Below are 11,578 nucleotides of genomic sequence, written 5' to 3' on the forward strand. Positions count from 1 at the left end.
GGGCCAGAGACAATTGAAAAAAGCCCCCGGGCCCGCCCCCCCGGGGCCGCGGCGGGGGGGGGGGGGCGCGGGGCCCCGGGGTGGTGCGGGGTGGGTCAGCCGACCGGGGCGAGGGTGAAGCGCTCGTTGTCGTAGCGCGACCCGCCCCATTGGACGAGCGGAGCGCCGTCGTCGTGGCCGGCGCCGTACACGTCGAGGACCAAGTCGCTGTCGAAGCTGACGACGGCCAGCGTGTTGCCGTCGACGTTGACCTTGCCCCAGCGCTGGTTGTCACCGCCGTTGCAGTCCCACTGGCCGATGGCCGTGCCCTGGGTCTTGCTCCAGCCCGGCACCTCAAGGCACTTGCCGCTGTTGACGTTGACGGCGAAGCCGTCGGAGATGTTCCACCGCTGGCCCGGGGCGCCGTTGCAGGTCGCCTGGACGACGGGAGCCCCGTTGTCGGTGCGGGAGTCCGCGATCTGGAGGCACTTGCCGACGAAGGTCCGGATCTGCACGGTGGAGTCGGCCGCGAGCGGGTGGTACGTGAAGCCGGCCGCGGCCGGGGCGGCGAGCAGGCCGACGGCCAGGCCGAGGCCGAGCCCGGCGGTGGCGACGGAGCCGATGCGGCGCTTGGCAGTGGAGTTGATGGTCATGGCCCCCCCTGTGGGTCCTGACTGATGTCGTATGGCGCGAACGGAACTTGGTGTTCCCCCCACTGTCCGCAGCGCCGAGGATCGGCGCCCTGACGCGCCGAAGGTGGCCCCCGGCCCGGTGGTGGCCGGGCCGGGGGCCGGGGTGGTGCGGGGTGGGTCAGCCGACCGGGTTGAGGGTGAAGCGCTGGTTGGCGTGGTAGTCCGAGTACCACTGGATCACCGGGGTGCCGTCGGCGTGGTTCGCGCCGTCGACGTCGAGGATCAGGCCGCTGTTCCAGTTGGGGATGGCGATGGTGTTGCTGCCGACGATGTTGATCTGACCCCAGCGCTGGTTGTCGCCCTGGTTGCAGGTCCACTGGTCGATCGCGGTGCCCGCGGTGCGGCTCCAGGCCGGCACCTCAAGGCACTTGCCGCTGTGGACGTTGAACGCGTAGCCGTTGGTGATGTTCCACTGCTGGCTGTCGTCACCCGTGCAGGCCGCCTCGACGACGGGCGCGCCGTCGTCGGTGCGGGCGTCTGCGACGGCCAGGCACTTGCCGCTGAAGTCGGCCTGGATCTGCACGGTCGTGTCGGCCGCCAGCGGCGTGAACTTCGGCCAGGGGTTGTTCCCGGCCGAGGCCGGGGCGGCGGCGACCAGGCCGGCCGTGAGGCCCAGGACGAGCACGGCGGCGGCAGAGCGGATGGACATGGTTCCCCCTATGGAGCCATACGTGTGTGTTGTGGAAGTGAGAGGCACTTGGCGATTCCCCCGCCTCTCACTTCCACAGACGTGTGGGTGCCACGGAGGTTGCAGGTCCGTTCGAAAAAATATTTCTGACCGTCAGCTGCCCACGGCAGCCACCGTCCTCACCGTTCCGGCACCCGCCGCCCTGCGGACCTGGAGGGCGAGGATGGCGGACGCGGCGACGATCACCGTCACCGCGCCACTGGTGCCTGCGGCGGGCGACAACGGGGTGCCGCCCTCTCTGGTCCTGGTGAGCGGAGTTCGTCACAGAGGGAGCGGCGAGCCCCCCGGCAGGTGATGGGCGTAGCCCAGCCGACTGTCGGCCCAGGCGACGCGGGCGTCGATCAGGCGGGTGAGCTTGTAGCCGACCGGTGCGAAGCCGCGTCCGCGCCAGAAGGAGTCGCTCACCGGGTTCGCGGACGACCAGCCGACGGCGACGTTCGCGAAGCCCCGGCGGGCGGCCCAGTCGCAGACTCCGGCCAGGAGCGCCGTGCCGAGGCCCCCGGACCGGACGGACGCCGTCACCGAGGCGATGCCGATCACCGCCGTGGAACGGTGCCGCTGGTCGGCCTCCGCCTGCATCATGCCGACGACGCGCCCGTGCTCCTCGGCGACGAGGAGCAGCCGCCGGTCGTCGCCGAGAGCGGCGAGGAAGCCGTCCCGAACGGCGGGGACGTCGAGGAGCGCGGGCCGGAGGATCGGCGAGGTGGCGTGGAACTGCTGCAGCTCGACGGTGAGTTCGAGGAGTCTGCGGAGGTCCGTCGGCCCGGCCTCGCGCAGCCGGACGTCCTGCCCGGTGGAGGCGACGGCGGGCCGCAGGCCCTTGATCTGGTCGATGCCGAAGCCGAGTTCGAACAGGGCCGTGGTGACCTCCCCGTGGACGGCCGAGACCGTGATCGTGTGCTCGAACCGTCCGACGGCGGCGAGTCGACCGGCCAGGGCCGCGTAGAGCCGGCGGTAGGCCTCGCGCTTCCGGCCGCCGACGGCAGCGTGCTGCTGGAGCCGGATCGACGCCTGCTGGGGCCCGGGAACGCCGTCGACCGACGCCGCCAGGAATCCGACGAGCTCGCCGCCCTCGACGGCGGCCACAGCGGGGCCCGCACCCTGCCACGCCGCCACGAGGCGACGGGCCACGACCGGGTCGGCGAGGTCCAGCCCGCCGTCCGGATGCTCCCCGGCGAGCAGCGTCGCCGCGGGCTCCGCGAACCGCTCCTCGAACGGGACGACGTCCAGGCCCATCCGCTCCCCTTTCGAGTCCCGGCCATCCTCTCACCGGGAGCCTGTGGCTCTCCTCCGGCCGAGCCGCCACGAGACCAGGACCACCAGCGCCGCGGTCCCCAGCGCGTAGACCGGCAGCCACAGCGTCGTCGTGGCCGCGAGGCACGCGTCGACGGCGTGCCGGGCCTGGTCGGCCTGGGCGTGGGCCACCGCCGCGCCGTCCTGTACGGCCAGGCCGCCCACCGCCTGCCGCGCGGTCAGGGCCTGGTAGCGGCCCAGTTCGGCGCAGCCCGCGCGCGTACCCGGCATCGGGAACAGCCACCGCCACCGCTGCATCGCCGGGGCCAGCGCGATCGCCACGCACAGGCCGACGACCAGTGCGTACGCCGTCAGGCTGCGCACGTACCCGGTGACCGGCCCGGGCGCGCGGGTCGGCAGGCGGGTGCAGGCGAGGACCACCGCGAGCAGCATCACGCCGAGGTAGGTGGAGAACCACTGCCACGAGCCCTGGGCGAACACGACCGCCAGGACCGCGCCGAGCGCGATGCCGAGGACGCCGACCTGGCCGTCGGTCTTCTCCCGGGGGCTGTGGTCGGCCACGGTCTCTCCTGTCCGGCGGCGGGCGGCGACGGCCCCCAGTCTCCGGCCGCGAACCGCCGCTCCCCCGCAGCCCGGGCCGGGCGGCACGCCCCCTCGCCCGTGCGGGTCAAGCGCCGCGTGGGTCGAGCGGCACGTGGGTCGAGCACCGCGCGGGTCGAGCACCGCGCGGGTCAAGCGCCGCGTGGGTCAAGCGCCGCGCACGCCGTGACGGGCCGCATACGACTCCAGGCCGTCCGCCGTCGTGCCCGCCCAGCCGACGTAGCCGTCCGGACGGATGAGGAACACGCCGTCGCCGTACGCCTTGTAGGGCGGGATGCGGACGGCGGGGACGCCGAGGTCGGGCAGGTCGGCGTCGGTGCCGACGGCGAGCAGGGTCCAGTGCGGGCCACGGAAGGCGTCGAAGAGGCGGACGCCGCCGCGGCGGCCGTCCGGGGCGCGGTCGCCGGCCCGGAGGGCGTCCGCCGGGAGGCCGGTGCGGGTGTCCTCCGAGAGCGTCGACTCCCGGTAGCCGAGGCCGAGTTGCTGGGTCGCGCGGCCACGGCGGACCTCGCCGCGGTGCACGCGCGTCGAGAGGTCGAGCATCTCCGCCGCGTTGGCGCGGCGCTCCTCCTCGTAGGTGTCGAGCAGCGCCTCCGGGGCGGCGCCGGAGAGCACGGCGGCCAGCTTCCAGGCGAGGTTGTACGCGTCCTGGATGCTGGTGTTCAGGCCCTGCGCGCCGGCCGGCGAGTGCACGTGTGCGGAGTCGCCGGCGAGCAACACGCGTCCGTCGCGGAACCGGTCCGCGAGTCCCGTCCGCGGCCGGAACTCGGATGCCCAGCGCACGTCGACAACATGACGTGCCGTCAGGTGAGAGCGAGCGGCGACGACCTTGCGGATCCCCTCCAGGGTGGCATCCACGGCCGTCCCCTCCGGGAACCTCGCGACGAGCTGGAAGTCGTCCGTCCCGGCGAGCGGGCAGAGCGCCAGCAGGTCCTCGCCCGCAGGGAAGACGTGCCAGTGATCGCGGTCCAGCGCCCCGTCGGCGAGCCGGACGTCCGCGACCAGCATCGTCGCCGGGTCGATGTCCTCCCCCGCCATGCCGATGCCGAGCAGCCGGCGGACGGTCGAGCGCCCGCCGTCGGCCGCGACGGCCCACCGGGCCCGGACCGGGGCGCCCGACGCGAACGCGGCCGTCACGCCGTCCGCGTCCTGCGCGAGGCCGACCAGCTCGCGGCCGAAGGCGACGTCGCCGCCCAGCTCGCGCAACCGCCCGTACAGGACGCGCTGCGTGCGCCACTGCGGCAGCATCAGCGTCTCGGTGTACGGCTCCGCCTCGGACGGCTCGGTCGGGTCGTACATGCGGCGCTCGCCCTGGGGCTCGCCGTCCTTCCAGAACAGGTTCACCGGGTAGTGCCCGGCCACCGCGCGGACCCCGGCCAGCACGCCGAGGTCGTCCAGCACCTCCAGCGTGCGCGGCTGGAGCCCCTTGCCGCGCGAGCCGGGGAACAGCTCGGCGGCGCGCTCGACGAGCAGCGCCCGGACGCCGCGCCGGGCGAGGTCGAGGGCGAGCGCGAGGCCGGTGGGGCCGGCGCCGACGATCAGGACGTCCACGGATTCGGGCAGCGCGGATTCGGACGGCACGGATTCGGGCGACGCGGACACGGGCAGCGCGGACACGGGCCACTCTCCTTAACGTTGTTAAACGGCGGCTGTCCGCAGCCTGCCCTTAACGGCGTTAAACTGTCAACCGTGACGCCGCAGAGAACCCCGGGAACCCCGAAGCTCGACCGGAAGCTGGTCGCCGACACCGCGCTGAGACTCCTCGACGAGGTGGGCCTCGACGGCCTCACCCTCCGCGCGATCGCCGCCGAACTCGGCGTCAAGGCACCGGCGCTGTACTGGCACTTCAAGGACAAGCAGGCGCTGCTCGACGAGATGGCGACCGAGATGATGCGCCGCATGTCGGCCGGGTCCGCCTGGCCGGCCGGGGGCGACTGGCGCGACGCGTACCGCGTGACGATGCGCGCCCTGCGCGCCGAGCTGCTGCGCCACCGCGACGGTGCCAAGGTCTACAGCGGCGCCCGCTTCACCGACACCTCGTACGCGCCCGGCCTGGACGGCGCCCTGCGCCTGCTGGTCGACGCCGGCTTCGCACCGTCCGCCGCCGCCCGCGCCTGGTACACGGCGTACAGCTACACGATCGGCTACGTGGTCGAGGAACAGGCCATGGGCGCCGACCCGTTCGCCGGCGGCGAGGCGTACGACGTCGACGCGCGCGCCGAACGCCTCGCCGCCCACCCGCTCGCGGCGGAGGCGGGCCGGGTGATGTTCCGGGACTTCGACGAGGGCTTCGAGCTGGGGCTGACCGCCGTCCTCGCCGGGGTCGAGGCGACGCTGCTCACCTGAGCGGCGCCGCCCCTGACCCCGGACCCGCCCCCGGCCGCCCCTCGGCCGCTGCTCAGCCCCGCCGGACCGCGTCGAGGTGCGCCGGCGCGGCACCGAGCCACCACGTCGGATCGGCGCTGCCGTCGACGGTGCTGCCGTCGCGGCGGACGTAGTGCCGCACGTCCCGCCCGGGCGTCGCGAACTCGCCCGCCAGCGCCCGCTCCAGCCACTCGGCGCCGAACCGGAAGACCTCGGCCGCCACGCCGCCGAGCGGGTGGAACTCGTCCTCGTAGACCCGCAGTTCCTTCGGCGCCCGGACCTTCTCGAAGCTCTCCAGCGCCTGCCCGAGGTCGGTCAGCTCGTCGAACTCGCCGATGCCGTACAGCACCGGGCAGGTGATCCGGTCCACCAGGTCACCGAGGGGCAGGTGGCGGACGAGGTCGCGGTCGAAGGCCTCCTCGTCGGTGTACCCGGCCATGTACATGTAGTTGTTCTTGAAGGTCGGCTGGGCGCGCTCGAAGATGGTCGCGAAGTCGCCCGTGACGGCCTCGAACGCGGCGAGCGCGGCCAGCCGGCCGTCGGTGGCGGCGGCGCGCGAGCCCCAGTAGCCGCTCATCGAGATGCCGAACATGCCGATCCGTGCCGCGTCGACCTCCGGCAGCGCGGCCAGGTGGTCGAGGTAACGGCCGATCGCGCGCTCGTAGTTGGTGAGGTCGACGGTGAGCCCGCCGGCCCGCGTCTCGCCCTGGCCGGGGCCCTCGATGGACAGTGCGACGACCCCGCGCGAGGTGTAGTAGCGCTCGGCTGCCCAGATGTAGTCCTCCTTGATCATGTCCATCCCCGGGCCGAGGATGACGGCCGGCGCGTTCTCGACCGGCCCGGCGGGCAGGTGGAGCAGCGCGTGGATCGCTCCGCCCTCGAAGTCGAGGACGACGCGCCGCACCCGGCCGTCACGCAGCGCGCCCAGGCGCTCGACGCAGTGGTCGGTGCGCGTGCGCATCGCGGCCTTGCGCGGATCGGTCGCGTCGAAGATCGAGTACTGGGCGCGGCCCCACATCACCGCGGCCCGCCCGTAGAGGTCGGCGGCGGTCCGCGCGAAACCGCCGCGCTCGTGGTGCGCGGCGCGCTCCTCCGCCTGGGCGGCGACCGTCGCCCAGGCCTTGGGCAGCATCGCACCGCTCCTGACCAGCGCGAAGACCTTCGCGAAGTCGGTGTGGTCGTGGCCGAGCTGCTCCATGGTGCCGACGGCCTCGGGGTGCAGCGCGTCGAAGCCGCCCTGGGCGAGCGCGGTGTCGAGGGCCCAGCTCTGGCCGGTGGAACGGGTGGTCATGGCGGTCTCCTTCTCGGGTTCCGGATCACTAAGTACTTAGTGATTAAGTACTTAGTGATTAAGTACTTAACCTAAGCTGGTGTCAAGCCACCACCGCCGAGGAGACCCGCACATGACCGAGCCGACCCGCGAGCCCGCCCCCGAGCCCGCCCCCGAGCGCGCCGACGCCCTCGACCGCCTCGCCCGGGCCGCCTACCGCCTCAGCGCCGCCGACGCCCGCCTGCGCGGCCGCGCCACCCGCACCCCCGGCGCCCTCTCCCTCACCCACGCCCGCGCCCTGCGCACCCTCGCCGACCGGGGCCCGCTGACGATCAGCGGACTCGCGGCCGGCACCGAGACCACCGGCGCCGCCGCCACCCAACTGGTCAACGGCCTGGTCGCGGCCGGTTACGTGACCCGCACCCGGCCGCCCGAGGACAAGCGCTCCGTCGTGGTCGCCCTCACCGACGCCGGCCGCGAGCGGCACCGCCGGCGCCAGCAGGCGCTCACCGACGCCCTGCACGCCGACCTGTCCGACTACGACGCGGACGCCCTCGACCGCGCTGCCGAGGTGCTCCAGCGGCTGTCGGCCGTCTACGACCGGTTGTGAGGACCAGCCCGACCGCCTCGGCTGTCGGTGGGGTGCGCCAGAATGTGCGGCCATGGAGATCAACGAACTGCTGCAGACCCTGGCCGACGAGTACGTCCAGGGCGAGCCCACCGAGTTCCACCGGATCGGCGATCTGAAGGTGGTCGAGGGCGTGGTGTTCAGCTGCCCGGCGCCGCCCGAGTGGAGCGCGTGCGGTGACGTCCCGCCGGGCTCGCACCCCGTGTACGTCGGCGTGCGGCGGTTCCGGGACGGCGTGACCGGCCGGGAGTCGAGCGCGGTGGAGATGGTGTTCGTGCCGCTGGCCGGCCCCGAGGAGATCGCCGGGGCGGAGTTCGAGGACGCCGTCGAGGACTGGCAGCCGCTCGGGCCGGACTTCGGCTTCCTGTGGGACTCGACCGCGATGGACGCGTTCCGCGACCGCTCCGTCCGGCCGGAGGCCTTCGAGGACCTCAGCGCCTTCGTGGAGCACGTCGGAGCCGAGCTCGACGCCGCCGACGCGGCCGGCAAGGTCCCCGCGTGGGTCGACGTCGTGGTCAACGAGGCGACCGGTGCCAACGTCCTGGCCTTCCGCGTCGGCGACGAGTCCGCCCTCTGCCTCGAAGGCCGGGACGACGACGGCAAGCTGGTCGCCCTGCTGTTCTCCGGCACCATGTGACGGAGGCCCAGGACGGCTCCGCCCGGGACGGCTCCGCCCGGGACCGCCCGGGACCGCCCGGGACCGCCCGGGACCGCTCCGCCCGGCGCGCTGACGGCGCCGGGCGGTGTCAGGCCGTCGGCGTTGATCAGGACGGCCGCCGGCTACTACCGGGCCCGGATCAGGACCAGCGAGCCTTCCAGCACCGCCTGCTGCCGGAGGTGGCCGTACCGCTCGTCCCACGCCCCCGAGGCCAGGTCCCGTTCCAGCCGGTCGGTGTACTCGCGGGCCAGCTCCGCCGGGACGAAGCTCCACGCCGAGCAGGACTGCCGGGCGGCCGGGTCCAGCAGCATCTCGGGGCGCGCGTAGTAGGCCTCGTTGAAGCCGTCGACGCAGTCGGCCGGGACGGGCACCACGGTGACCTCGGCCTCGCCGCCCAGGGCCTCGGTGATGTCGGCGACGGACGGGTAGCGCCGCGCCTCGGTGTCCAGCACCAGCGGCGCGTACTCGTACAGCCAGAAGTCCCGCACGAGGTCCGGGTCGCAGGTCAGGACGACCACCGGGCCGCGCGTGACCCGGCGCAGCTCGCGCAGGCCGGCCTTCACGTCGCTCCACTGGTGGACACTGAACGTCGTCATCGCGCCGTCGAACGCGTCGTCCGGGAAGGGCAGGTCCTCCGCCACCGCGTCGACCGCCTGCGGCAGGTGCGCGGGCCGCTGCGCGCGCATCGACGCCGACGGCTCGACCGGCGTCACGTCGAAGGCCTCCGACTCGTACGAACCGGCCCCGGCACCGACGTTGAGCACCGTACGGGCCCCGCCCAGGGCCTGCTCGATCAGTGCGGCGATCCTCGGTTCGGGGCGCCGGTAGGCGGCGTACGAGCCGCCGATCGCGCCGTAGTCCGCGTCGCCCGCACTGCCGTCCGCCGTCCGCCCGGTCCGCTGCGCCATGAGGTCCCCCTTCAGCCGGTCCAGCACCCGCCCGGCGTGCTCACCGGGCTCGTCGGCGGGCCGGGGCCTCCCAGGCCGGTCCTGCCTGCCGTTGGTGTGATCGTAGACCCAGCCCCGAGGGCGAGGTCGGCTCAAGGCCGCACGGGAGTCACCAACCGTCTCGACCTGCCCCTGCGCCTCGTCCAGGGCTCCGGCCGGGCGCCCGTCACCGAAGTCCGCTGGCGCCCGGGCGCCTCGGAGGTGCGACTCGCGGGCGTTCCGGCCCGCTAAACGGTCTCCTGGCGATCAAGAGCGCTGGGGACAGGTGCAGCCGGACGTGGCGACGAACACGATCGCTGCCGCTACCGCTACCGCTCGACCAACGCTTAACGTGCCGGCCCGATCCCGTCCGGCAGGACGGCGACCACGAAGGCGACGGCCTCCTCCGGCGTCTCGAAGCGCGCGAGCAACTCGCTCCGGTTCCGTACCCCGTAGAACCCCTCATCGTGCGGCCAGATCATGTACCCGACCCGTGTCGTATTCCATCGCGCCGTGGTACCGGTGGAGAACCAGAGGTTGAAGTGGCTGGTCACCGGCATCAGTTGGCGGAGCACCGGCTGGGCGTACGCGGCCGCCAACAGCGCATGCACGCGCGGGAACCGGTTCATCGGCGGCATGTGGACGCCGTCGAGCTTGAGGCACCACGCCAACTCGACAGCACCGAGCGGCTCCCGCTCGTGCGCGAGGGCCCAAGGGCGGAACTCGATGCACGGAGCCTGCTCCTTGGTCTCCTCGAGCCCCGCTCCGCCGATCCAGGCCACCGCCGCCCTGACCACCTCGGCCGGATCGGCGGTCCACCCGCAGGCCAGGCGCCGGCCGTTGCTCTGGAGGTACACCCAGAAGGCACGCCGCTGCTCGCCGGCCGGACGCACCGACACCCGCCGGCCGAGCCCCGCGTCGACGTACACCGCTGTGCCGCTCCACTGCCCGTCCGGCTCAGGCAAGACGACCCCGAGGCCCTCCGCCACACGCCCCAACGTCTCCTGGAGCACCCCGCCACCCCAGTTGCTCTCGCCGGACCCCACCCCGAAGCTCATCCCGCCAGTATGCCGCCGAGCGCATCGACGGTCCCGGTCGATCAGGTGCCGGCCCTCCCGGCTCCGGGCAAGGCGGCCCCGGGTTCGACCAGGTGCCCTTCGACGACCCAGCCGGCCCGGGGCTCCTGGCTAGCCGATCGGCGGGCTCTTCGGCCAGTTGCGCAGGAGCGTGTCGAGGGCGTCGAGGATGCGCGCCCAGGTGTCCTCGGTGTCGCGCGGGGTGTGGGCGAAGCTGCCGCCCGTCTCCAGCGTGACGTAGCCGTGGAAGGTGCTGCCCAGGAGCCGGACGGCGTCCGTCTCGTCCGGCTCCACGAAGTCGTAGCCGCGCAGGATAGCGCGCGTCATCTGCGAGTGGCGGACGGCGGCGCTGGCGCGCGCGGTCTCCGGGTCCAGCTGGAGCCGGGCGGCGGCGTAGCGGCCGGGGTGCTCGCGGGCGTAGTCGCGGTAGGCGTCGGCGAAGGCGGTCAGCGCGTCCTTGCCGGCCCGCCCGGCGAGGGCGGCGGACACCCGGTCGGCGAGCTCCTCCAGGGCGAGCAGGGCGATCCTCGTCTTGAGGTCCTGCGAGTTCCTGACGTGCGAGTAGAGGCTCGCGTCCTTGACGCCGAAGCGCCGGGCGAGCGCCGAGACGGTCACCTTGTCGAAGCCGACCTCGTCGGCGAGTTCCGCCCCCGCCCTGGTGAGGCGTTCGGCGGTCAGTCCTACGCGCGCCATGCGGTTCCCCTCTGCTTCCCACGGTCTCCTGGAGCAATAATACATTTGCCTAATGCTCCTAGGTAATTTACGTTGATCCCTATGAAGCCGCTGACCGAACGAGACATCCGTGCCGCCTTCGTCAACACCACCAAGGGCGAGGCCTCGCGCCTGAACGTGCCGCGAGACCTCGCCGAACAGCCCTGGGAGGACCTGGACTTCCTCGGCTGGCGGGATCCCCAGGCCCCCGACCGCTCCTACCTCGTCGCCGAACTCCCCGGCTTCGGCGACCGCCCGGTGGCCGTCGCGCTGCGCTCGTCCTCCGGGGCCTCCTGGCAGGCCCGGCGCAGCATCTGCTCGCTGTGCGTGACCACGCACACGGGTGGCGTCTCGCTGCTGGTCGCCCCGCGGGCCGGCAAGGCGGGCAAGGAGGGCAATTCGGTGGGCGCGTACATGTGCAGCGACCTCGCGTGCTCGCTCTACGTGCGCGGCAGGCGGGAGGTCGGCACCAAGCTGCACGAGTCGCTCACCGTGGAGGAGAAGATCCAGCGCACGGTGGCGAACCTGGCCGCCTTCGTCGCCAAGGTCACCGCATGACCGCGGGTGGCGGCCCGCTGTGGGACGTCACCCTGAGCTGGCTCCTCTCCCCCGCCCCCGCCCCCGCACCGTCCCGGGGGGGGGCGGGGCCCCCCCCCCCCCGGCCCCCCGGCCGGCGGGGCGCGCGGCGACGCGGGGGGGGGGGGCGGCGGGGGGGGGGCGGCCGCCCCCCCC

13 protein-coding genes are annotated in these 11,578 nt (G+C 73.6%); 4 read left to right on the forward strand and 9 right to left on the reverse strand.

Going from position 1 to position 11,578, the window contains the following annotated elements:
• Positions 1-95: 95 nt before the first annotated feature.
• From ACFV4F_RS30220 to ACFV4F_RS30240, 5 genes are all read right to left on the reverse strand, one after another.
• Entirely contained in the window at positions 96-632 is a 537-nt protein-coding gene (locus ACFV4F_RS30220; RefSeq protein ID WP_380507141.1) for an RICIN domain-containing protein, read from the reverse strand.
• Between the two features lie 157 nt (positions 633-789).
• Positions 790-1,320, reverse strand: coding sequence for an RICIN domain-containing protein (locus ACFV4F_RS30225; protein ID WP_380497002.1), 531 nt, complete (start codon positions 1,318-1,320; stop codon positions 790-792).
• Positions 1,321-1,620: 300 nt separating this feature from the next.
• Positions 1,621-2,595 carry a GNAT family N-acetyltransferase gene (locus tag ACFV4F_RS30230; RefSeq protein ID WP_380507144.1) on the reverse strand — a complete coding sequence of 325 codons (975 nt, stop codon included), beginning with the start codon at positions 2,593-2,595 and terminating at the stop codon, positions 1,621-1,623.
• Positions 2,596-2,625: 30 nt separating this feature from the next.
• Positions 2,626-3,174, reverse strand: coding sequence for a hypothetical protein (locus tag ACFV4F_RS30235; RefSeq protein ID WP_380448508.1), 549 nt, complete (start codon positions 3,172-3,174; stop codon positions 2,626-2,628).
• Between the two features lie 186 nt (positions 3,175-3,360).
• A complete protein-coding gene (locus tag ACFV4F_RS30240) occupies positions 3,361-4,821 on the reverse strand; it encodes an FAD-dependent oxidoreductase (protein WP_380507156.1) in 1,461 nt (486 codons plus the stop codon).
• An 81-nt stretch (positions 4,822-4,902) separates the two neighbouring features.
• Here ACFV4F_RS30240 and ACFV4F_RS30245 point away from each other — a divergent pair, with 81 nt between their 5' ends.
• Positions 4,903-5,559 (forward strand): TetR/AcrR family transcriptional regulator C-terminal domain-containing protein, encoded by a 657-nt coding sequence (locus ACFV4F_RS30245; protein WP_380448744.1) that lies wholly within the window; start codon positions 4,903-4,905, stop codon positions 5,557-5,559.
• Positions 5,560-5,611: 52 nt separating this feature from the next.
• Here the strand turns inward: ACFV4F_RS30245 and ACFV4F_RS30250 are convergent, their stop codons facing one another.
• Positions 5,612-6,868, reverse strand: a complete 1,257-nt coding sequence (locus ACFV4F_RS30250; RefSeq protein WP_380448741.1) for an alpha/beta hydrolase — start codon at positions 6,866-6,868, stop codon at positions 5,612-5,614.
• A gap of 112 nt (positions 6,869-6,980) precedes the next feature.
• On the opposite strand from ACFV4F_RS30250, the gene ACFV4F_RS30255 reads away from it, so the two are divergent.
• Entirely contained in the window at positions 6,981-7,457 is a 477-nt protein-coding gene (locus ACFV4F_RS30255; protein ID WP_380448739.1) for a MarR family winged helix-turn-helix transcriptional regulator, read from the forward strand.
• 52 nt (positions 7,458-7,509) lie between these two features.
• The gene (locus ACFV4F_RS30260) at positions 7,510-8,112 is read left to right on the forward strand and encodes a hypothetical protein (RefSeq protein ID WP_380448737.1); all 603 of its coding nucleotides are present in this window, start codon (positions 7,510-7,512) and stop codon (positions 8,110-8,112) included.
• Positions 8,113-8,258: 146 nt separating this feature from the next.
• Here the strand turns inward: ACFV4F_RS30260 and ACFV4F_RS30265 are convergent, their stop codons facing one another.
• From ACFV4F_RS30265 to ACFV4F_RS30275, 3 genes are all read right to left on the reverse strand, one after another.
• On the reverse strand, positions 8,259-9,041 hold the full coding sequence (locus ACFV4F_RS30265; RefSeq protein WP_380448734.1) for a class I SAM-dependent methyltransferase: 783 nt from the start codon (positions 9,039-9,041) through the stop codon (positions 8,259-8,261).
• Positions 9,042-9,406: 365 nt separating this feature from the next.
• Entirely contained in the window at positions 9,407-10,117 is a 711-nt protein-coding gene (locus ACFV4F_RS30270) for a DUF6193 family natural product biosynthesis protein (protein ID WP_380507147.1), read from the reverse strand.
• A gap of 129 nt (positions 10,118-10,246) precedes the next feature.
• Positions 10,247-10,828 carry a TetR/AcrR family transcriptional regulator gene (locus ACFV4F_RS30275; protein ID WP_380497011.1) on the reverse strand — a complete coding sequence of 194 codons (582 nt, stop codon included), beginning with the start codon at positions 10,826-10,828 and terminating at the stop codon, positions 10,247-10,249.
• An 81-nt stretch (positions 10,829-10,909) separates the two neighbouring features.
• Between ACFV4F_RS30275 and ACFV4F_RS30280 the strand changes: the two genes are divergently transcribed.
• Positions 10,910-11,404, forward strand: coding sequence for an FBP domain-containing protein (locus ACFV4F_RS30280; RefSeq protein WP_380507150.1), 495 nt, complete (start codon positions 10,910-10,912; stop codon positions 11,402-11,404).
• The last annotated feature ends 174 nt before the right edge of the window (positions 11,405-11,578 follow it).

Source organism: Kitasatospora sp. NPDC059722 (genome assembly GCF_042733235.1).
Lineage (GTDB): Bacteria > Actinomycetota > Actinomycetes > Streptomycetales > Streptomycetaceae > Kitasatospora.

Excerpts from the sequence above, each read along its gene's own strand:
- ACFV4F_RS30220 (WP_380507141.1), bottom strand. The coding sequence starts at position 632 with ATGACCATCAACTCCACTGCCAAGCGCCGCATCGGCTCCGTCGCCACC.
- ACFV4F_RS30225 (WP_380497002.1), bottom strand. The coding sequence starts at position 1,320 with ATGTCCATCCGCTCTGCCGCCGCCGTGCTCGTCCTGGGCCTCACGGCC.
- ACFV4F_RS30230 (WP_380507144.1), bottom strand. The coding sequence starts at position 2,595 with ATGGGCCTGGACGTCGTCCCGTTCGAGGAGCGGTTCGCGGAGCCCGCG.
- ACFV4F_RS30250 (WP_380448741.1), bottom strand. The coding sequence starts at position 6,868 with ATGACCACCCGTTCCACCGGCCAGAGCTGGGCCCTCGACACCGCGCTC.
- ACFV4F_RS30255 (WP_380448739.1), top strand. The coding sequence starts at position 6,981 with ATGACCGAGCCGACCCGCGAGCCCGCCCCCGAGCCCGCCCCCGAGCGC.
- ACFV4F_RS30260 (WP_380448737.1), top strand. The coding sequence starts at position 7,510 with ATGGAGATCAACGAACTGCTGCAGACCCTGGCCGACGAGTACGTCCAG.
- ACFV4F_RS30265 (WP_380448734.1), bottom strand. The coding sequence starts at position 9,041 with ATGGCGCAGCGGACCGGGCGGACGGCGGACGGCAGTGCGGGCGACGCG.
- ACFV4F_RS30270 (WP_380507147.1), bottom strand. The coding sequence starts at position 10,117 with ATGAGCTTCGGGGTGGGGTCCGGCGAGAGCAACTGGGGTGGCGGGGTG.
- ACFV4F_RS30275 (WP_380497011.1), bottom strand. The coding sequence starts at position 10,828 with ATGGCGCGCGTAGGACTGACCGCCGAACGCCTCACCAGGGCGGGGGCG.
- ACFV4F_RS30280 (WP_380507150.1), top strand. The coding sequence starts at position 10,910 with ATGAAGCCGCTGACCGAACGAGACATCCGTGCCGCCTTCGTCAACACC.